The sequence below is a fragment of the Micavibrio aeruginosavorus EPB genome, assembly GCF_000348745.1.
In the GTDB taxonomy this organism is placed as follows: Bacteria; Pseudomonadota; Alphaproteobacteria; order Micavibrionales; family Micavibrionaceae; genus Micavibrio; species Micavibrio aeruginosavorus_A.
The window spans coordinates 203,855-226,143 of sequence record NC_020812.1 but is presented as its reverse complement, the minus strand read 5'-3'; the positions used below and the strand labels follow the sequence as shown (position 1 = coordinate 226,143).

General features: G+C 57.5%; 13 protein-coding genes. 7 read left to right on the top strand and 6 right to left on the bottom strand.

Annotation, left to right across the window (positions count from 1 at the left end; all coding sequences use genetic code 11):
- Positions 1-10 precede the first annotated feature (10 nt).
- Entirely contained in the window at positions 11-3,136 is a 3,126-nt protein-coding gene (putA, locus tag A11S_RS00970) for a bifunctional proline dehydrogenase/L-glutamate gamma-semialdehyde dehydrogenase PutA (RefSeq protein WP_015466601.1), read from the bottom strand.
- A gap of 93 nt (positions 3,137-3,229) precedes the next feature.
- A complete protein-coding gene (locus A11S_RS00965; RefSeq protein WP_015466599.1) occupies positions 3,230-4,735 on the bottom strand; it encodes a pyridoxal phosphate-dependent aminotransferase in 1,506 nt (501 codons plus the stop codon).
- Between the two features lie 133 nt (positions 4,736-4,868).
- On the opposite strand from A11S_RS00965, the gene xseA reads away from it, so the two are divergent.
- Both xseA and A11S_RS00955 read left to right on the top strand, forming a co-directional pair.
- A complete protein-coding gene (gene xseA, locus A11S_RS00960; protein WP_235067890.1) occupies positions 4,869-6,302 on the top strand; it encodes an exodeoxyribonuclease VII large subunit in 1,434 nt (477 codons plus the stop codon).
- Positions 6,303-6,383: 81 nt separating this feature from the next.
- Entirely contained in the window at positions 6,384-6,890 is a 507-nt protein-coding gene (locus A11S_RS00955) for a hypothetical protein (RefSeq protein WP_015466597.1), read from the top strand.
- A gap of 38 nt (positions 6,891-6,928) precedes the next feature.
- Here the strand turns inward: A11S_RS00955 and A11S_RS00950 are convergent, their stop codons facing one another.
- Both A11S_RS00950 and A11S_RS00945 read right to left on the bottom strand, forming a co-directional pair.
- A complete protein-coding gene (locus A11S_RS00950) occupies positions 6,929-7,714 on the bottom strand; it encodes a TerD family protein (protein WP_015466596.1) in 786 nt (261 codons plus the stop codon).
- Entirely contained in the window at positions 7,711-8,445 is a 735-nt protein-coding gene (locus A11S_RS00945; RefSeq protein WP_015466595.1) for a tellurium resistance protein TerA, read from the bottom strand. The genes A11S_RS00950 and A11S_RS00945 overlap by 4 nt, the downstream gene beginning before the upstream one ends.
- 289 nt (positions 8,446-8,734) lie before the next feature.
- On the opposite strand from A11S_RS00945, the gene ettA reads away from it, so the two are divergent.
- From ettA to A11S_RS00920, 5 genes are all read left to right on the top strand, one after another.
- Positions 8,735-10,414: an energy-dependent translational throttle protein EttA gene (gene ettA, locus A11S_RS00940; RefSeq protein WP_015466594.1), complete on the top strand. Its 1,680-nt coding sequence runs from the start codon at positions 8,735-8,737 to the stop codon at positions 10,412-10,414.
- A gap of 12 nt (positions 10,415-10,426) precedes the next feature.
- Entirely contained in the window at positions 10,427-11,731 is a 1,305-nt protein-coding gene (locus tag A11S_RS00935; RefSeq protein WP_015466593.1) for a M50 family metallopeptidase, read from the top strand.
- Positions 11,732-12,002: 271 nt separating this feature from the next.
- Complete coding sequence (locus tag A11S_RS00930; protein ID WP_235067882.1) at positions 12,003-14,663, top strand: DotA/TraY family protein; 2,661 nt, start codon at positions 12,003-12,005, stop codon at positions 14,661-14,663.
- A gap of 108 nt (positions 14,664-14,771) precedes the next feature.
- Positions 14,772-17,528 carry a DotA/TraY family protein gene (locus A11S_RS00925; RefSeq protein ID WP_235067870.1) on the top strand — a complete coding sequence of 919 codons (2,757 nt, stop codon included), beginning with the start codon at positions 14,772-14,774 and terminating at the stop codon, positions 17,526-17,528.
- 167 nt (positions 17,529-17,695) lie between these two features.
- A complete protein-coding gene (locus tag A11S_RS00920) occupies positions 17,696-20,389 on the top strand; it encodes a DotA/TraY family protein (RefSeq protein ID WP_041802312.1) in 2,694 nt (897 codons plus the stop codon).
- Positions 20,390-20,469: 80 nt separating this feature from the next.
- On the opposite strand, the gene A11S_RS00915 is transcribed toward A11S_RS00920, so the two are convergent.
- Together A11S_RS00915 and A11S_RS00910 are read right to left on the bottom strand one after the other, a co-directional pair.
- Positions 20,470-21,150, bottom strand: coding sequence for an MlaC/ttg2D family ABC transporter substrate-binding protein (locus tag A11S_RS00915; RefSeq protein WP_015466589.1), 681 nt, complete (start codon positions 21,148-21,150; stop codon positions 20,470-20,472).
- 236 nt (positions 21,151-21,386) lie between these two features.
- Complete coding sequence (locus A11S_RS00910) at positions 21,387-22,136, bottom strand: MlaA family lipoprotein (protein WP_015466588.1); 750 nt, start codon at positions 22,134-22,136, stop codon at positions 21,387-21,389.
- Positions 22,137-22,289: the final 153 nt, after the last annotated feature.

The following is a 22,289-nucleotide window of genomic DNA, read 5'->3' as shown; positions in this document are numbered from 1 at the left end:
GTTGAAGAGGTTAATCATCCAGACTGACCAAGCTGGCGTTGCCGCCGCTGGCCGTTGTGTTGACCGAAATGACCTTTTCCGTTGCAAAACGCGGCAGATAATACGGCCCGCCCGCCTTGGGCCCCGTACCGGAAAGTCCATGTCCGCCAAAGGGTTGCACCCCAACCACGGCCCCGATCATGGTGCGGTTGACGTACACGTTGCCCGCATGGGCCCCCGCGGCCAGATTCTCGATCGTGGATTGAATACGGCTGTGTATTCCGAATGTCAGGCCATAGCCCGTATCGTTGACCGCCTTCAACATCGCATCCCGCTCACCCGCCTTGTACCGGATGATGTGCAGGACCGGGCCGAACACTTCGCGTTTCAGGTCAGAGATGGATTTGATTTCGCACGCCACAGGCGCAAAGAACGTGCCCTGTTTTTCCGCCCCTATCGGCAACGGGGCCGCGGCGACAATTTTGCCGAAGCCTTCAATCGACGCGCGATGCTTCACCAGAATCTGGCGTGCTTCGTCATCAATCACCGGGCCAATATCGGTGCGAATATCCATCGGATCACCAATGCGGATTTGTTCCATCGCACCACGCAGCATCGTGATGATCTTATCCGCCACATCATCCTGCAAACACAGGACGCGCAGGGCGGAACAGCGTTGCCCGGCGGAGCCAAAGGCGCTGATCATCGCATCATCCACCACCTGTTCCGGCAGGGCCGATGAATCAACAATCATCGCATTTTGACCGCCGGTTTCGGCGATCAACGGCACAATCGGACCGTCTTTCGCCGCCAAGGCGCGGTTGATCAGGCGGGCCACTTCGGTCGACCCAGTAAAGGCCACACCGGCCACATCCGGGTGCGCAACCAACGCCGCGCCGACATGCCCATCACCGGGCAACAGGGTAAACGCATCATGCGGCACCCCGGCCATATGGATCAGCTTCGCCGCCAGCGACGCGATCAACGGCGTTTGTTCGGCAGGTTTCGCAATCACGGCATTGCCCGCCATCAAAGCGGCCGACACCTGTCCCATGAAAATGGCCAGCGGGAAATTCCACGGGGAAATGCACACAAAAGTGCCCCGCCCATGCAGGGTCAGCACGTTGCTTTCCCCGGTCGGCCCCGGCATGACATGGCCATGATCAACAAAATCAATGCGGCCGCGCATGGCGTAATAGCGACAGAAATCAATCGCTTCGCGCAATTCGGCCACGGCGTCATCCATGGTTTTGCCCGCTTCACGCACGCACAACCCCATCAGAGGGATCGCATAATCCTGCATCAGGTCGGCCAGACGATCGAGGCACGCCGCGCGGTCGCGGGTCGGGGTTGCGGACCAGACCGCAAAGCCATGGCGCGCCGTTTCAAAGGCCCGTTTGACATGGTCGGCACCGGCATACACCGCATGCCCCACTACATGGTCGCGGTGCGCCGGGTTGGTCACCGGAATCATCGCGCCATCACGGTGCAGTTTGCCGCCGATCAACGGGGCCGCCACCCATTCCACATCATCCACCGCCGCCTTCATCGCGGGGATCAACGGCCCCACACAATCCGGGTCGGTTAAATCCATTCCGGCAGAGTTTTTTCGCCCCATGCCGTACAGATCAACGGGCAAGGGAATGCGCGGGTGACGACGGGTTTCATTGCTTTTGACATCGGCAATCGGGTCTTCCACCGCCTCTGCCACCGGGACTTTCGGGTCCAGCAGCTTGTTGACGAACGAGCTGTTCGCCCCGTTTTCCAGCAAACGCCGCACCAGATAGGGCAGCAAATCTTCATGCGTGCCCACCGGGGCATACATGCTGACGCGGACATTTTCGCTCTGCTTCGCATCATCCAGCACGATGTCATAGAGGGCTTCGCCCATGCCGTGCAGGCGTTGGAATTCGAACGGCCCCGTCGCCGCACCACCATTTTCACGCACCATATCCAGCACCGCCGCCACCGTATGCGCATTGTGTGTCGCCAGCATGGGGTAAAACACATCGCGGTTCTGGATCAATTTTTGTGCGCACGCCAGATAGGACAAATCCGTATTGCATTTGCGCGTAAAGACCGGGTAATCGCGCAGGCCCATCACCTGCGCCCGTTTAATTTCGGTGTCCCAATACGCCCCTTTGACCAGACGCACGGATAAACGGCGTTTTTCCGCCCGCGCCATGGTGGCCAGACGGTCGATCAGCGGATAGGTGCGTTTGGAATAGGCCTGCACCGCCAACCCCAGCCCGTCCCAGTGTTTCAACGACGGATCGGCGGCCACGGCCCCGATAATATCCAGCGAGATTTCCAGACGTTCAACTTCCTCGGCATCCACGGTCAGGGCGACATCCTTCGCCGCCGCCACACGCGCCAGATCCATCAATTTATCGGTCAGGGCCGGAATGCATTGATCCGCCTGGGAATAGCGATAGCGCGGATGCAGGGCGGAGAGCTTCACCGAAATGCCCGGCATGACGCCATTGACCGTTTTGCCATTGGCGGCAATGACGTTGAGGGCGGAGACATACGCATTGAAATACCGTTCGGCGTCTACACTCGTGCGCGCGCCTTCGCCCAGCATGTCATAGGACATGCGATAGCCCTTGGCTTCATAGGCCTGCGCGTTTTTCATGCCTTCATCAATCGTGCGGCCCAGAACGAATTGGTGGCCCATAATGCGAATGGCCTGTCCCATCGCGGTGCGGATGACCGGCTCGCCCAGCTTGGCCACAACGCTTTCCAGCGTCGCCTTGGTGACGCTCAGGCCCAGCCCCGTGGCCTTGACCATCCAGTCATTGACGGCCCCTTCAGGGGCCCAGTCGGCGGCGGTGATTTTATCGCGGATCAACGCGTCCGCCGTTTTTGCATCCGGCACGCGCAGCAAAGCCTCGGCCAGGCCCATCAACGCCAGCCCCTCATCCGTGGTCAGGCGATATTCCTGCATAAAGGCTTCCAGCTCGCCCGCCTTGCGTTTCGCCGCACGCACGCGTGTGACCAGATCGGCCGCCGCCTGGCCCACACGATCCGCCCGTTCCGCCTTCCACGCCAGATCGACCAGCAGCGTATTCACGCGCACGGTTTCATCGGCGTACAGATACGGGGCCAGATCATGGTCGGTCACATTCGGGGGGGTCATTGCGCGCAGGGCTGTCATCATCGAATCTCCATTCAAGACTTCGACGACGAGTCTATAGGATTGAAAAAAAGCGGCAATGGGGGCCGCAGATTCCCATAATGATGGACACCCCTATCTCCCGGAGGGAGAGGGAACAGGAGCGGGCACCTTGACCCGTTTGAAATCCTTCACGCCCGCCGCCAACCGCCGGGCCGTCTCCACAATATCCTGGTGCGGCATGGCGCAGGTGACGCGGACAATCATGGAATGGGTCGGCAACCCGGCCCAGCTGCCATAGGCGAATTGCAGGTTTTGCCCGCCCCCCAGAACATGGTCGATGGCTTCTTCCGTCTGGGCCGTGGCCACCCCCATAAAGGCGCGATAGGGGACAAATTCATTGGAATATTCGCGGTCGCGCAGGCCCGCGCAATCCAACAGGTGGAAGAACCCCGCCTGAGGCGTTGTGATAATCCGTACACCCTTGATCCCGCGGGTCAGCAGGGCGCGTGATGCGGCCCGGTCCAACCCGGTTTCCTTCATCACGATGCGCAGCATTTTGGCACGATCCGCATCATCGGCTTCGGGCATTGTATCCATGCCGTTCACCAGCGCCTTCATCAGCAGAAGATTTATGCGATGTTGCGCATTCAGGCGCAGCAAATGCTTATCCCGCACCACCGCAAATTTTGCATCATCATTGAAATACGCGGCCAGCGCGTGCAGCACCGGCGTGGGCGGGAAATACCCGGCATGGCGCGCAATCCCCATCATGGCGCGGATTTTTTCACGCGGGCCGATGGCCACCCCGGCCCGCAGACCCACCAGCCCCGCCTTGGACGGGCCAAACAATGTGATGGTATCGCGATACATTTCGGGCAATTGCGCGAAACCAAAGGGTTTTTCACCCCCCATTTCCAGCCCGTCATAAACCATATCGTCGATAATGGTCACACGCGTCCCCGCATGATCCCACAGGCGGGAGCGGGTGTTGATCGACAGAGCGTCCAAATCCTGCTGCGCGTAATGGGCGTTGATGGCTTCGAATATCTCCGCCAGATGTTCCGTTTCCGCTTTGCCCCGGATCAACCCCGTCGGGTTGTGCGGGTTGCAATCGTAATAGGCGATGATGCGGTATCCGGCCTTGTGCGCGTCATTGGTGGCGGCAATCACCGCATCACGGTGCAGCACCCCACCCGCGGCCAGATCGCGGCCCACCTTCACCACATGGAACCCCGCCGCCTTGGCCGCATCCATAAACATGCCATAGGTGGGCACCGGCATCAGGATGGCGGGTTTGATCACCGCGCCCTGGCGATTCCGTTCCACCACATCCGCGGTCAACATCCGCAGGGCCAGATCGAACCCTTCCGTCGTGCCGCCCCCCGTGGGCAGGATTTCTTCGGTGGTCAGGCCGGACCAGCCCCGGTCATGAAACCCCCGCGCGCTGAAATAATCGCGCACCGGGTGTAGCACATCCCGCACCGATCCCGGCCCGCTATAGCTGGGGATCATGTTGTAATAATTGTTCAAATCCCGCGAAGCCATGCGAAACGCATAGGCCGCCACCCCGCGCAGCGGCAGCAGCGGGTCCCCCAAGGACAGATCGAGGCGTTTTTGACGGTTCATGGCCGTTGTCATAGCGCAAAATCCGGCCGTCACGCCAGAATTTTCATATTCTCAGGCAACCAGCATCCCCGCAAAGGGCAAAAACGTATGGATTCCCGCTTTCGCGGGAATGACAAGCAGGGATGAAGACCCTAAGATGCCCGCCATGACCAATCGTACGCTGTTCGATCCACCACCCAATCCGGCCCCCGTTGGGGACCCCATTCCCGCCGCAAAAAAGGCGGATGTGGGACCTGATACATCACGATTGGGTAACACGCCTGAAATGACCGTGGCCGATCTGGCCAATGCGTTGCGCCGAACGTTGGAAGAAACATTTGGCCGCGTGCGGGTGCGTGGGGAATTGTCCGGTTTGAAACTCGCCTCCTCCGGCCATTTATACGGCACGATCAAGGATGCGGATGCGGTCATTGATATCGTCTGCTGGAAGGGCAATCTTTCGAAACTGTCTATCCGGCCCGAAGACGGGCTGGATGTGGTGTGCGTCGGCAAGGTTTCCAGCTATCCGAAATCATCGCGCTATCAGATTATTGTCGATTCCATTGAGCTGGCGGGCGAAGGCGCGCTGCTGAAAATGCTGGAAGACCGCCGCAAGAAACTGGCGGCGGAGGGGCTGTTCGACGCCGCCCGCAAAAAACCGATTCCATTTTTGCCGACCGTGATCGGCGTGGTGACCTCGCCCACGGGGGCGGTGATCCGCGATATTATGCACCGCCTGAACGACCGGTTCCCGCGCCATGTTTTATTGTGGCCCGTCGCGGTGCAGGGCGATAATGCCGCCGCGCAAATTGCGGCGGCGATTGCCGGGTTTGATGCGCTTCCGCACGATGGGTCCGTGCCGCGCCCGGATGTGGTGATCGTTGCCCGTGGGGGCGGATCACTGGAAGATTTGATGGCGTTTAACGAGGAAATCGTCGTGCGCGCCGCCGCCGCCTGTTCCATCCCGCTGATTTCCGCGGTGGGGCATGAAACGGATACGACATTGATTGATTATGCCGCTGATATGCGCGCCCCCACACCCACCGGGGCCGCCGAGATGGCCGTGCCCGTGCGGGCCGAATTGATGGCCCAGATCATGGATGATGCCCGCCGCTTGATGGGCGGCATGAACCGCATCACCGACCGGCATCATGAACGTGTGACATCGCTGGCCGCGCGGCTGGGCGATCCGCAAAAATTGCTGCAGATCAAAACCCAATCCGCCGACCATGCCATTCACCGTCTGGACGCCGCATTTGACAAGGCGGTGCAGGCCCGCAAAGCCAAGCTGGACCGTTTGGCCGCCGGTCTTCGCCACCCGCGCCAGATTGTCGAGGATGCGGGACGCCGCTTGAGCGAACGGGCCGAGCGCCTGATCCGCGCGGCCCAGACCATCACCCCGGACAAGGCCCGCACATTGACCGCCACGGCGCGCGTTCTGGATTCGCTGTCCTTCGAACGGGTGCTGGATCGCGGGTTTGTCGTGGTGCGCGATGCAAGCGGGCTGCCCGTATCGCATGCCGACGCCCTGAAGACAGGATCGGACATCACACTGGAATTCCGCGACAAGAAACACCGCACCGCGACGGTAAAGGATTAAACCCGGTAAAACACCGCCTTCCCCCTATGATTCCGGCGGTTTTCAGGGTATTTTGACCGGATCGGGAGTATAATCACAATTATGCGCGAAACATTCCGCAACATGATGGACCGTCTGGGCGTTGGCTATGAGCTGTCGCCTTACGAGACCTATCCGCTGACCGTGTATGACCCGGCCACGGGGGCGACGTGCAGCGCGGAAATCCGCATGGGCATGGACCCGAACGAATGCGAAGCCGAAATCCAGTTGATGTATGACACCCCGGCCGAAGGCCAGCCACCGATGCAGCAGGTGATCTGGTTCCAATGCAAGCCCGTTGTCGGAGCCGATTGGGATGTCGTAAACGCCCGGCTGAAGGGTGACCCGATTGATCGCGAAATTTACAACTGGGAAGAAAAATGCTGCAACTTTTTCGGTGCCGTGGCCCGCTTTATGAAGCTGGACCAGATGCCGGATATTGACGCATTGATCGAGGAAGAGTTTCACAGCCGCGAACGGTTCCACGACCAGTATGGCGGCGGCGGCGGCAAATCCCCGAAAATCCGTCCGGGCCAGTTGCTGGACATGAAAAAAGGCCGCGGGTTTTAATCCTGACGGCCTTCTTCTTTTGCCTTTAAAAACGCGGTTTACGCCCCTGCGCCGACGATAATACCGTACTGGGTCGCAATCGCACCCAGGCCGCCCTTAACCGGGTTTTCCAGCACTTCCAGATACCATTTCGGCCCTTCACGCACCAGGCACGCCACCTGCATCCCGGCCACATTGTTCAGCATGGATTCATCCATCTGCAGACGGACGATTTCATTGCCGTCTTCTTCGTTGACGATGCGCAGGTAAATATTGCGCACCATGCCCAGATGTTGTTCAGCCTCGGCCGCGTTATAAATCGACAATGTGATCATCACACGCAACACATCGAACGGCAGACCGTTCAGGTCAATGAACAATGTTTCATCATCACCATCGCCCGCGCCGGTGCGGCTGTCACCGCTGTGGCGCACGGCACCTTCGCATCCGCTTTCATTGTTGTAGAAAACGAAATCCTCGTCCACGCGGGTCTGATTCTGTTTATCCAGCAGGAAACAGCTTAAATCCACGTCGATCTTGGTGTTTTCGAGCATTTTATGATCCCAGCCCGCGCCCACCATAATCCGGCGCAGGGACGGCACTTTTTTCACCAGGTCGAAATAATCACCCTTTTCCACCAGATGGAAATCGGACGGAGAAGGCGCCGGGGCCGGTGCGGACGCAGCCAGATCGCCGATCATATCGACATCACTATCCGGCAAATTCGTGTTTTTCACTCCACCATTGCCGTTGCCCATATCGCCCATCATATCAATCGGGCGTTCAAAATCATTGTCACCGGTTGTATCGCTCCAGAACGGATCATCACCCATACCGCCACTCATTTACTGCCCCCTTCCCATTCCAGACCAAAACCAAACGCCCGGTCCATTTCGGCATGACCCGGGAAATATTCCGTGTGGTTGGTAATACGAATGCCGTTTTCGCGGTTTTCAAACATCGCCACGGCACACACCGACAAATCATTCCGATCCACGCGCGGCGTGACGATCATCGGGGTTTCACCGGGGATCAGCAATTGCACCTGCGGGCGGATCGCATCCCAATCGGGCGCGCCGTGATAAATGTAAACATAGGCCAGCACGCGTTTGATGTCGCCCCAGCGCGCGCCGTTAATCTCAATAATTTCATCCAAGCCGTCTTTATCGCCGGTGCGTTCATCCCCGGTGTGATGCACAAACGGCGCATCGTTATACGCCCCATAAAGGTCACCAAAGGATTGAATGGCCCCGCGCCGTCCGTCATGCAGTTCATACAAACAGCCCAGATCAACATCGACACCCTGCTTCGACACTTTTTTCAGCAGGCGGCTGAAGAACCCGGCCTGTTGCACCTGAATATTGTCCCAGGCCGCACCAATACGAATTTTCGGGAACCCCCCTTCGCGCGGATTGATCACGCTCATCTGCCCCGCCTGAGACAGGAATTCACAATCCGGATCCGTCGACGGCGCACGATACCCCGCCGCCCCCTTGGCATTGCCATGGCCGGAAAACGACGCCCGGCTGCGCGTGGCTTCAGACAGGGAATCCTGCGACAATTGTTCACGGGACATGGATGATTCCTTTTGAATCGGTGGGCGAGAAAACAGAACGTAAAGAATAGTCTATCGTAGAAAAGATGAACAGGGTGCGAAAACCGGGAAAATAAATGTCGCACATTCGCCACGCCATCAACCCCACACCCACAAATTTTCATAAGATTCAGCGCGGGCGCGGTACCACTCGAAAGCAAACCCATTCCAAAAGAACACCCCGCCCCTTCCCTTCCCGCCACCCTCTGTTATAGTGCCCACCGGTTTTATGGCTGATTTCAGCCCTTTTTTGAGAGAAGCGGAGCGCACAATGGCGTCGTATCAATATGTTTACGTAATGAATGGTTTGTCCAAGACCTGGCCGAATGGCAAAAAGGTGTTGGAAAACATTACGTTATCGTTTTTCCCCGGCGCAAAAATTGGGGTTCTGGGCCCGAACGGTGCGGGTAAATCGACCCTGTTGAAACTGATGGCCGGGGTGGACAAGGATTTCACGGGTGAGGCCTGGGCCGCCGAGGGCGCGCGGGTTGGGTATCTGGCGCAGGAACCGCACCTGGACCCGTCCAAAAACGTGGTCGAAAACATCACCGAAGCGTTGAAAGACGTGAAGGACATGGTGGACCGTTTCAACGCCATCGGCGTAGAGATGGCGGAACCGGATGCCGATTACGATTCCCTGATGGCCGAGATGGGCGAATTGCAGGAAAAGATTGACGCCGTTGATGGCTGGGAACTGGACCGCACGATTGAAATCGCCATGGATGCGTTGCGTTGCCCGCCCGCCGATGCGGATGTCACCACATTATCCGGGGGTGAGCGCCGCCGCGTGGCGCTGTGCCGCCTGTTGCTGGAAAAGCCGGATCTGCTGTTGCTGGACGAACCGACCAACCACTTGGACGCCGAATCTGTCGCGTGGTTGCAGCGCTTCCTGACCGATTACAAGGGCACGGTTGTAATGGTCACCCACGATCGTTACTTCCTGGACAATGTTACCGGATGGATTTTGGAAGTCGACCGTGGCCGTGGCATCCCGTATGAGGGCAATTATTCCGCGTACCTGAACGCCAAGCGCAAACGGATGGAACAGGAAGCGAAACAAGAAGACGACCGCCAGAAAACATTGTCGCGCGAATTGGAATGGATTCAACAATCCCCCGAAGGCCGCCGCAAAAAATCCAAGGCCCGTGTGGCCGCGTATGAAGATTTGTTGGCCCAATCGCAAAAGGCCGACCAACGCAACGCCCAGATCGTTATCCCGACGCCGCCGCGTCTGGGCAACGTGGTTATTGAGGCCGAAAATTTACGCAAAGGGTTTGGCGACCGCCTGTTGATTGAAAACCTGTCCTTCAAACTGCCACCGGGCGGTATTGTCGGCGTGATCGGCCCGAACGGTGCCGGTAAATCGACCTTGTTCCGCATGATCACCGGACAGGAAAAACCGGATGGGGGATCATTCCGCGTCGGTGAAACGGTCAAATTGGGCTATGTCGACCAAAGCCGCGATGCGCTGGACGGCGATAAAAACGTCTGGGAAGAAATTTCCGACGGCATGGACATTCTGAAACTGGGCAAAATCGAAATGCCCAGCCGCGCGTACGTGTCCGCCTTTAACTTCCGCGGACCCGACCAACAGAAAAAAGTCGGATCGCTTTCGGGCGGTGAACGCAACCGCGTCCATCTGGCCAAGATGCTGAAATCCGGCGCGAACGTCTTACTGCTGGACGAACCGACCAACGATTTGGATACGGAAACGCTGGCCGCTTTGGAAGAAGCGCTGGAACAATTCGCGGGATGCGCCGTGGTCATTTCCCACGATCGCGCCTTCCTCGACCGTCTGGCCACGCACATTCTGGCCTTTGAAGGCGACTCGCAAGTCACGTGGTTCGAAGGCAACTACGAGGATTACGAGAAAGACCACAAACGCCGCCTGGGCAAGGACGCAGACCAACCGCACCGGATTAAATACAAGCCCCTGCGTCGTGCGGGGTAAGACCTGACAACCATGCTCGCCGTCGACAGCCAGATTATTTTTACGCTTCTGTTCCTGCTGTCGCTGGGTGTGGTGTTTTTGGCGCATGAGGCCGGGCATTTGTTGATGGCGCGCCTGTTGGGCGTTCACGTTGCGCGCGTATCATTGGGCTTTGGCCGCGAAGTGTGGGGCCGCACCGATAAATACGGCACGCGGTGGAGCATCAAGATTTTTCCGTTCAGCGGCATGGTCCAACTGACCGACCCCGACCGCGAAACACCCGATGATTTTGCCCGCAGGCCAGCGTGGTTCCGGTTCTTTATGGTGCTGGCGGGACCGGCGGCCAGTTTCTTTTTCGCCTATGTTTTGTTTGTCGGGTTTTATGCCTTGATCGGGCAACCATCGACGCGCCCCATCGTCACCGCCGTACAAGTGGGCAGTCCGGCAGACCGCGCCGGCATCCTGCCCGGCGATCAGATCATATTGTTTCAGGGACATAGCGTTGAGCGGTACGAAGAGATCGTCCACGCCCTGCGCACACCGATGGATGAAGCGGTTTCACTGCGGCTGATGCGCGGCGACAGCGTCATGGACATGGCGGTTACACCCGGCTGGGATGAATATACGGATTTACGCGGTTTCGACCGCGCCCATGGACGGCTGGGCACCATTGCCCAGCACAATCCGATGGATTTGAGCGCCGTGCGCGCCGTTGATGGCGTTCCCACACCCACGCGCCAGGCCGCGTTCGCCGCGTTAAAGCCCCATGTCGGCAAAATTGTGGTGCTGGATTTATTTTCAACAAACGGCCGGGCCGTTCCGTACCGCGTTTATATTGACCCCGAAACCAACGCGGATCTGGCCCTGGCCACCATGCCCGATCCGGCGGTGCTCTACATGGGGCGTCTGCGCGGGGACATGTACCGCCCGCAAACATTTGAACAGGCCGTGATCACCGGATGGCGTGATTTTACCCGGTTGGCGCGGGGCGCCTTTGGCACGTTCCGCGATGTGTGGCCGCTGGATCGCACCACCATCACACCCGAGACACAAGTGATTGGCGATGGGCTGCGGCTGGTCGCCGGGGTGCATGGGGTTTTGTTTATGATGGCGCTGTTGTCGATCATGATTGGCTTGCTGAACCTGATCCCCCTGCCTGGGCTGGATGGGTACTGGATTCTGCGTTACGCGATGGAGGCCATAACCGGCCCCGACACCACCCGGGCCTTTTACCCCTATATCTGGCGGATTATGATTTTTGTGATGGTGCTGGCCTGGCTGATGGCAAATCTGGACGGGTTGCACCATATCCTGCCCGCGCCCGCCTCATTGACATAATACAAATCCCTGTTTCTGTTTACATTTTCCTGTTCACCCGGCCGGGTCGCGGGCCAACGGGCCCCGCCCCCCCACCGCACGGCTGAATCCTTTGGCCGAACGCCCTGATTTTGTGGTAGGATGTGGATAAATAAGGCGAATTAAAAATTTAATAAAATTTTATCTATCCCGGCTTAAAATCAAACCGGGTGCGGTAAAGCCGGGTGTGGTGGATATAGTGCAGGAAATACGCGGAAAACAGGTCTTAGCCTATGCTTTTATGCCGGGGATTGTGCCCCGGATCCGGGCCTTTGCCGAAAGCGGTTTTGGCTGGCTCGCCTTCCTGATGGCCGCGATTTATAACGCGGTCCGCCTGTTGCCCAACGGCCACCCTTATCTCGATCCCGCCAATCGCGGGAAATATGGCATTCGCCATGTCATTGCCCAGGCCGCCAACAATCTGAAAATGACCCGGTCGAATATCGACCAGATCGTGATTTTCTTCGCGTTGCTGGTCGGATTTGTCATTCTGGTTTTGCAATTTGTCCTGTTGGCCATGGGGCTGGTGCTGCAGACGGCGCACGCGGCGGGGCCGACTTTTGGTGGCGGCATGTTCTCGACCCCGGCACCGGATAACGATATTGCGTTCATCCTGTTGCACACGGTTTTGGGTGTGCCGGGCATGTTCGGGTCCTACGCATCGACGCCATTCCACATCGCCATGCACGGCCTGTTCCAGTTTTACAGCCTGGCCATGCTGATCGTCGCGGTCATTGTGGTTTTGTATTACGTTCTGGTCATCGTTGGGGAAACTGCGCAAACGGGAACACCGTTTGGCAAGCGGTTCAACCATATCTGGGCCCCGATCCGTCTGGTTGTGGCGCTTGGGTTGCTGGTCCCGATCGCGAATGGTTTGAACTCGGGTCAATATATCACGCTGTATGCGGCAAAGCTGGGGTCCGGACTGGCCACCAATGGCTGGCTGCTGTTCAACGAAAGCCTGACCAACGGGCTGGGCACATCGGATGAAAGCCTGGTCGCGCGCCCATCCATCCCCGACACCGCCGCCATTGTGAAATTCATGGCGCTGGCGCGGACCTGTAAAGAATCCTATGAACGCGTGCTGAACAACCAGGGCAACACCGGGAATGTCGTCTTCACCATCGAACCCTATCTGGTGAAAAACCCGCTGATCAACCAGCAGATTCCGACCAACAGCGCCGGGTTCTACCAAACCGCCCTGCAGTTTTATAAAAACAACGACATCATCATTTCATTCGGTGCCGCCGACCCCACGGGTGGGCGCATGAATTTCAACCAGAACACCGGCGGGATCAAACCTTATTGCGGTGAGGTTGTCATCCGCACCAACGCCGTGACCCAGGTCGGCGCGCTGGAGGTTCAGGAAGGTTATTTCAACATGATCATGTTCCTGTGGCAGAACCCGCGCATCGCGGATTTCGCCGAGGTCATGGCCTATAAAAAACTGCCCAACAGCCAGGGCGGCTGTACACTCAACACATCCAACGCCGATATCAACTGTACCGACGGGGTTCGCGCCCCCTTCATCGACCAGTTGATCCGCGATATGCACGACCAATTTGATGCGACCGTCACCGATGCGCGCAACAATATGGTTGCGGCTGGCGGATTCAGCGTTCCGCCCGAAGTTCTGGTCAAGGGCTGGGGCGGGGCCGGTATCTGGTACAACAGCATTGCGCAAATGAACGGCGCGTTGTTCAGCGCCGCATTTAACCTGCCGTCACCGAACCGCCTGCCCGTTCCGATGCAGACCATTTCGGAATCGCGCCGTATGCACGATGAAAATTTGGGCGGGGCCGAATATTTTGCCCCCCACCAATCCGACGGGAATGCCATCGAATTCGAAGATCCGAACGACTATCTGGTCGCGGAAGTGCTGTATTACGCCTTCAAAGTCTGGGGTGAAGATGGCATCTACATGGATTCCGACGTCACACCGAAAAACAACATCATTCTGGATACGCTGAACTTCCTGTTCGGCACGGACGGCCTGTTCAGCATGCGGGAAAACAAGGACATTCACCCGCTGGCGCAATTGGTTGGTATCGGCAAGGGTATTGTGGACAGCACGGTGCGCAACCTGTTTGCCGCAACGATCTTTTCGGTCGGCGGCGGATTGTTTGAAAAAATTCCGCAATTCGCCGGTATGGGTGCGTTCCTGAACGTCGCCAGTGGCATGCTGGTTTCATTGGCAACAGTGGGCTTAACCGTCGGATTTATCCTGTACTATGTTTTACCGTTCCTGCCGTTCATCTATTTCTTCTTCGCCGTGGGCACATGGCTGAAGAGCGTGTTTGAAGCCATGGTCGGCGTGCCACTCTGGGCGCTGGCCCACCTGAAGATTGACGGGCATGGTTTGCCCGGCGATATGGCGATGAGCGGATATTTCATGATTTTTGAAATCTTCATCCGCCCGATTTTGACCGTGTTCGGGTTGCTGGCCAGTATTGTGATTTTCTCGGCCATGGTGCGGGTGTTGAACGAAATTTTCCCGCTGGTCACCGACAACCTGACCGGATTTGATGGCACGGACGCGGGCGCAACCCTGTTCGGTGGCACACCATTGGAATTCAAACGCAGTGTGATCGACGAATTCTTCTTCACCGTCGTTTACACGATCGTGGTCTACATGATCGGAACGTCCTGCTTCAAAATGATCGATCTGGTGCCGAAGAGCATCCTGCGCTGGATGGGATCGGGCGTTCAGGGCTTCGCCGATGCGCAGGGCGACGCGAAGGAAGGCCTGGTTCAATATGCGGCTATGGGCGGTATGACCATGTCCGGTCAGCTGGCAGGCACGCTAACCCAAAGCGGACGTTTGGCCGGCAGTGCCGTGGGAACGGTTGTTGGCAATATCGGCCCCGGTGGCGGCGCCGGATCACGCATCACCGGCGGTGGCGGAACGCCGTAATGGCCCCGAACGTAACGGTGACGCAAGTTTAAAAATTGACACAGACCGCGTCACATCAGGATGCGGTCTGCGGTTTGATAACGTGGGCAACCACAAAGTGGAATGAGCATGAACCTGACCCCGAAAGGGTTTTTCAAATTTACCTTGCTTCCCGGAATCGCACCGCGATTGCGGGACTTGATGGCGGGCGGGTTCCGGTACATTGCCATGTTCACGGCGCTGATTTACCGCAGCGTCGGCTTGTTGCCCGCCGGGCACCCGTATCTGAACCCGGAAAATTTTGGACGCTTCGGTTTACACAACGTCGTGTTCCAGGCGGCATCCAACCTGAAATTCGACCGCAAGCATGTGGACCAGATCGCGATTTTTGCTCTGCTGCTGATCGGCTTTGTCCTGCTGGTGTTGCAATTCGGGCTGTTGGCGGGGGCGATTTTTATTGGGTCGGCTAAGGCCGCCGGGGCCATGCCCACGGATTTCGTTGGCTGGTTCACACCGGCGGACCCGACCAATGATCTGGCCTATGTTCTGCTGGACCGCGTGTTCGGGGTTCCGGGCCTGTTCGGGTCATGCGTCGAACAAAACGTCGCCTGCTTCGGCAGTTCGGTCAGTGACGGGCCGTGGCCCTTTCCCTATCACGGCGCGATGCAGAACATGTTCGCCCTGTACAGCGAAGCCCTGTTGATCGTTGCCACGATCATTGTGCTGTACTTGATCGTCAACATTGTCGTGGAAACCGCGGAAACCGGCACGCCCTTTGGCCGCCGCTTTAACCGCGTCTGGGCCCCGTTGCGGATTGTTGCGGGTTTGGGCCTGCTGATCCCGGTCTCTTATGGCTTGAACTCGGCGCAATATATCACGCTTCACGCCGCAAAATGGGGATCGGGGTTTGCCACGAACGGGTGGAATCGTTTCGTGGATAATATCACCGCCCCCACCTTGCTGGGTGAACCCAATTCGTTGACATCGATTCCGGAATTCCCGTCGATGCCACAGGATATTTTCCAATTTTTTACCGTCGTGTCCACCTGCGTCGACGCCTATCGTGCCATGTACAACATGGACATTCAGGCCTATGTCGTGCGCGGCACGAACAATCCCGCCCCTGTCTATATGTTGCTGGACGACATGAACATGACCGTGCAGGAGATCGCCGCGTGGACAGGCGGCGACATGATCGTGCGCTTTGGCGAACATAATCCGACAGAATACAAAAATGAAAAGGGTTACGTTTTCCCCTATTGCGGCGAAATGACCTATAAAATCATGTCACAGGGCGCCCCCAGCATGACCACGGGCACCACATTGGCGACAGAATCGCCCGTCGACATGATTACCAAAAACTACATCGTCAACATCCTGCAATTCGGATGGTACGACATGAAAACACAAAGCCCGGGCACCGGTACGGGCAGTGATTTCGTGTATATCGGCGATTGGGCCAAGAACATTAACCGCCGCTATCTGCCGCAAACCCGCGACCCGACCGCCCCGCTGCCGACCGAGGAAGAGAAACAATTCATCCTGACCGATTACCGGTACTGGATTGAGGATGCGCTCCGCGACGCCTATGCCCAGATGGGGAATTACCCATGGGCAGAGGACGCCAAAATCTATGGCTGGGGCGGGGCCGCCATCTGGTACAACAAGATTGCACAGGTCAACGGCGATTTGACCGCGGCGGAAACTTCCCTGCCGCAACCGACGAAATACCCGCATATCCTGGAACTGATTCAAGCCGCCCACCGCAAGGAAGACAGTTCCTTTACCGGGAACAAGCGTTTTGAACCGCACCATTCCGACAACCGCCAGGTTGAATTGCCCGACCCGGCCTATGTCCCGATGGCGCAGGCCATGCACCAAGCCTTCGTCTCGTGGAACGACACCACATATGGATGCGGTGATTCATCGTACGGCGCCATTTCCAGTGACATTGGATGCGGACGCCGCCCCGCCACCGGGAACCAGATCATGGACTTTATCTATGTCCTGTTCGGGATGGAGGGGTTGTGGGACATGCGCCGCAACGAACACGTCTATCCGCTGGCCCAATTGGCATCATTGGGCCGGGCGTTGGTGGAACATGGCGTCACTGTTCTGGGTTATTCCGCCGGGTCCGGCATTCTGGGTCTGGTCACCAGCGGCACCATGGTTGGCGCCATGGGCAAGGCGGTCTCCGGCTTCCTGCTGGGGATCGGCATGATCGGCCTGAGCATCGGGCTGGTCTTGTTCTACGTCATTCCCTTTATGCCCTTCCTGTATTTCTTCTTCGCCGTCGGGGGATGGGTCAAGGGCGTGTTCGAAGCGATGGTCGGTGTGCCCCTCTGGGCGCTGGCGCATTTGAAAATCGATGGCGAAGGCCTGCCCGGCCGCGCCGCAATGAACGGATATTACCTGTTGCTGGAGGTCTTTATCCGCCCGATCCTGATCGTGTTTGGCCTGATCGCATCGATTGTTATCTTTTATGCGCTGGTGCGGACGCTGAACAACATGTTTGACCTGGTCATTTCCAACCTGGCCGGGTTTAACCACACCAATGCCCAGGCCGTTGCCGCCGACAGCACCGGCAGCGTCGCTTATTACCGCGGCATCATCGACCAGTTTTTCTATACAATCCTGTATGCGCTGGTCGTGTACATGATCGCACAATCCACGTTCAAGCTGATCGACCTGATCCCGAAGAGCATCCTGCGCTGGATGCATGGCGCGGTCGAATCCTTCGGCGACCAGTTGCAGCCGCCAGCCGAGAATTTGACCCGGAACGCATTCCTGGGCACCAACTCTATCTTCAGCTCGGGCGGCAGCATTATTGGTCAGATGACGGGCCGTGGCGCAGGCTGGGGCGAAAACATGACCAGCAGATTTTAAGTGAGGACAGGGTCACGCGGGCCGCATGCGCGCGATTGTGGAGAAAGAGCAAGAGGTTGTGGTACAATCGGGGGAACCGGAGAAACCATAATTTTAATAAAATTTTAATATTCCGGCGCTGGAAATCAGCAGCGGTGTGATGAGAAGAAGGCGGGGCAGACGAACGAATGCCAAATGAATCAAAAACGCTTACAACACGGCAGGTGTTGAAATTTGCGCTTCTGCCCGGGGTCGTCCCGTTGGCCCGGGATCTGGTCGGTTCGGGATTCAGCCATGTGTCCTTCTTTATGGCGCAGGTGTTTCGCGCCGCGCGCCTGTTGCCGGCCGGGCACCCGTATCTGAGCCCGCAAAATATCCGCAAATTCGGCATCAGCAACGTGCTGAGCGAAGCCTATCGGAATTTGCAATTTAACAAATCCCACGTCGACCAGGTCGTGATTTTCGCGATCGTCTGTCTGGGCTTCCTGTTGCTGTTGTTACAGATCGGGATTTTACTGTTCAGCCTGATGGTGCAGACAGCCAAGGCCGCCATGCCGGCGGGATATGGCGATTTTTTCAAAATTCAAAACGCCCAGAACGATATCGCCTTTATCCTTCTCGACCGCGTTTTTGGCGTGCCCGGCATGTTTACCGACGCCAATGGCGGCGGCACATGCGTGGCCAGCAATACACCCTGCCTGCAATCCACCGTTCCAGATGGGCCGTGGCCCTTTGCCTATCACGGCGCCCTGCATGACATGCTGCAATTTTACAGCATCGGGCTGATGGTCATTGCCGTCATTATTTTCCTGTATTTTGCCGTGGCCATTGTGGTGGAAACGGCCCAAAGCGGCACGCCGTTTGGCCGCCGTTTTAACCATGTCTGGGCCCCGATCCGGATGGTGGTGGCGTTGGGCTTGCTGGTCCCGCTCAGCTACGGCCTGAACGGCGCGCAATATGTCACGCTGTATGCCGCAAAATGGGGATCAAACATGGCCAGCAATGGCTGGAACCTGTTTAACCAGCGGCTGGCCGGGACAACCTTGCTGGGCAATCCGAACTATCTGATCGCCGAACCGCAGCAGCCCAAACCGAACGATTTGCTGCAGTTCTATACGGTTCTGGCCGCGTGTACCAAATCATACGAATTGCTGGCCGAAGGCAAAGTCAGCATCAACGCCTATCTGGTGCGCAGCGTCACCCGCGCGCCGGAATTCATGTTGTTGTCCGACGCGGATTGGGCGCAAGCCGTAGAGTTTTACGATAACGGCGACATTATCGTGGTGTTTGGCGAACGCGACCCCATCCGGCACAAAAACAAGCCGGGTTACGTCATGCCCTATTGCGGGCAATTGGTCATGACAACGACCGATGTGCAGGAGCCGGGATCGCGGTCGATCCAGCAATCCTATTATGAGGGGCTGATCCGCGCGCCGTGGAACCAGATCAACACCGAAGATAACGGCAGCTATTTCATCAATGCCGGGTATGCCGCAGTGAAGGAGGCCCTGCCCAACAGCACGGCCAGCAGCATCACCAACACCATGCCGACACCACAGAATCGCGATGACCTGGTCCGGTCGTGGAGCGAAAACATTGATATGTGGATTTATTACGGCACGGTTGAACAAATCGGTGGGGCGGAATGGCTGTTCACCCAGCAGGAACTTGGCTGGGGCGGCGGCGGCATCTGGTACAACAAGATCGCGCAGATGAACGGCGCGATGATTGCCGCGGCCTATAACATCCCGTTCCCGACCAAATATCCGGCCATCATGGAATATGTGCTGGAAGAAAAGCGGAAGAAGGACAACGAAATCATCAGCCAATTGCGGTACCAGCCAACCATGGCCGATGGTGTTGCGGTGGAATTCACGGAATATGGTGCAGCCCTGTCCGCCGCGCTGAACCGTGCCTATGATATCTGGAACGTCGAGGCCGCAGGCCAGCCGAGCGGGGCCGAAAACATCCCCATTCCGACATCGCAGAACATCATGATTGACGTCATCAACGCCATGTTCGGGACGGAAGGTCTGTTCAACATGCGGGCGAACGCCAACGTCCACCCGCTGGCCCAGTTGGTGGCCTTGGGTAAATCCATGGTGGATTCGGCCATCACCAATCTGGGGATTGCCGCCGGGTCCGGGGCCGTGGCGACGCTCTCCAACCTGCTCAACGGGTTGTTCGGGATCGGGCCGCTGGCCGGGGCGTTTTCCAGCATTGCCAGTGGTGTCGCCTTTATGACGCTCAGCATGGGCTTTGTGCTGTATTACGTTCTGCCGTTCTTGCCCTTCATCTATTTCTTCTTTGCCGTCGGCAACTGGGTCAAGGGCGTGTTTGAGGCGATGGTGGGCGTGCCGCTGTGGGCGCTGGCCCACATCCGGATCGACGGGGACGGATTGATGGGGGATGCGGCCAAGGACGGCTATTTCCTGATCTTTGAAATCTTTATGCGGCCGCTGTTTATTGTCTTTGGCCTGATCGCCGCCGTATCCATCTTCGCGGCCCAGGTCCAGGTGCTGAACAGTATCTTTGATCTGGTCGTATCCAACCTGACCGGCTTTAACAACGAAGATGCGCAAAACGCGTTGGATGGCCAATTGGGCGCATGGGAATTCATGCGATCAACCATCGATTACTTCTTCCACACGGTCATTTACGCGATCATCGTGTACATGATGGGCATGGCGTCGTTCAAGCTGATCACGCTGATCCCGAACCACGTCATGTACTGGCTGGGCACGAACGTCAACGGTTTCGGCGACTTCTCCGGCGATCCGGCGGAACACCTTGTCCGCAACGTGTCCATGGGTGCCAACTCTGTCGGCGGATCGCTCAAAGGGGCGGCAGGCAGTTTGCAGGGCATGTTTGCGAAGCAATAGCGCCTCCCGATACAACACAACAAAAAAACACCCGCCGAGCCGATTGGCGGGTGTTTTTTTATGCGTGCGATAAACGGTGCTTATCCGTTCTTCTGCTTCAAATGGTTCAGCAGGACTTGGACGTCGCCGCCGCCCGCCTGAATGACCGATGAAAAGTCGGAACGTTGGGTCAGGGACATGCTGACCCCTTCGACCAAAACGTCAACGATCTTGTAACGGCCATCCTTATTCCGGACGCGCCAGTCAACTTTCACCGGCGGCTTGCCCTCCGGCGATTCGATCAGGGACGATACGATCACATCCTTGTCCCCATCCGGGCGAGAGCCCGTGGTGCGGAATGTCTGGTTCGTGTATTCGCTGAACCGTTCGGAATACACATTCACAACCATGACTTTGAATTGCTTCTGATACTCCGCCCGTTGCGATTCGGATGCGGACCGCCAGTATGTGCCCAGCGCAAAGCGGCCAATGGTCGCCATATCGAACGAATCTTCCAGCAATTTGCGGAAGGACGCGCGCTTTTGCTGCTGTGACATCCCCTCATTACCAAGGAAAGCAATCGCCCGGCCAGCCATGGAGTCGATGAAGTTCTCGGCACCCTTTTGATCCGCAACGCGGACAAAAGCGGAATCCGCGGCCAAAACCGGACGCAGATCCATACCTGTTCCCGCCACCGCGTCTTGCGACATCAGAGGGGACAGCAAGGCCGCCGTCGCCGCGCCCAAAATCAATCCGCGCAATCCTGTTTTCCGATCCAGCATTCAAACAACCTCAACACATTCATGGGGCCCAAAAATGGGCGGTTTCAGGTACGATACGTCTCAATTCAGTCTATTTTCCGGCACACCATATAGCCTGATTATCGCGCACGGCAAACTCTATTGTCAGTTTGCCAGACATCAAAGGCAAAAACAGGGCAAATGGCCTGAATCTCTAAAAAAATTCGGGACCCGCGCGGGGCCCCGAATCAATCGTTTATACAGCGATCCCGACGCCCTTAGTCGTAATCAGGGATGGCCACGCCGCCCATACCCGGGTCCATATCATTGACCAGAGCTTCACGGCGCTGGAGATAGGCGCTGCGTGTTGCGGCATAGTAATCGAAGGAGTTGCGGCGCAGATCGTCCAGCGCATCCAGCAATTCTTCACGCGAATCGATCACGGTCATCCCCATGCGGGCATAGTGCCAGCCTTCGCGTTCCGTGTTGAACAGGTACCAGCGCAACGGATCCATAAACCCGTCAACCAGCATGCCCGTACCATCACGCAGGGACGACGGCCCCATCAGCGGCAAAATCACATAGGCCCCGTGACCCATACCCCAGACGCCCAGCGTCTGGCCGAAATCTTCCTGTTCGTACGGATAGCCTTCCATGCCAGCCACATCAATCAGGCCGCCAACGCCGATCAGCGTGTTGACCGAGGTGCGGACCAGAACATTTTCAACGCCCGCCATGTCACCCTGCAACGCTTCGTTGGCCAGGTTCACAGGGGCACGCAGGTTGCGCAGGAAGTTGCGCACACCGGTCCGGGCCGGTTGCGGCACGGCGAATCGATAGCCCTTGGCCACCGGACGCAGGACCGCCTGATCCACCACATCGTTCACGGCGAACATGACGCGGTTATAGCCTTCCAGCGGGTCATTGGGATCTGTGGCTTGCGTGCTGCTGCATGCAGACAGGGTAAGCGCGGCAAAGCCGGCCAGCATCAGATGAGAGAATTTCAAAAACGCAAAACGCGCCATCATTTTATATCCCGCACAATCGAAGGGGTTTCATGGATCTTGTAAAGCTTTGTAAAACAAGCGCATGGCCAGCACGCGCCACACACACCGAGTTAACCAGATCGCGCTAAACGCATGGTTAACACAGACGCACCGATTTAACTTTTTTTCGCCTTT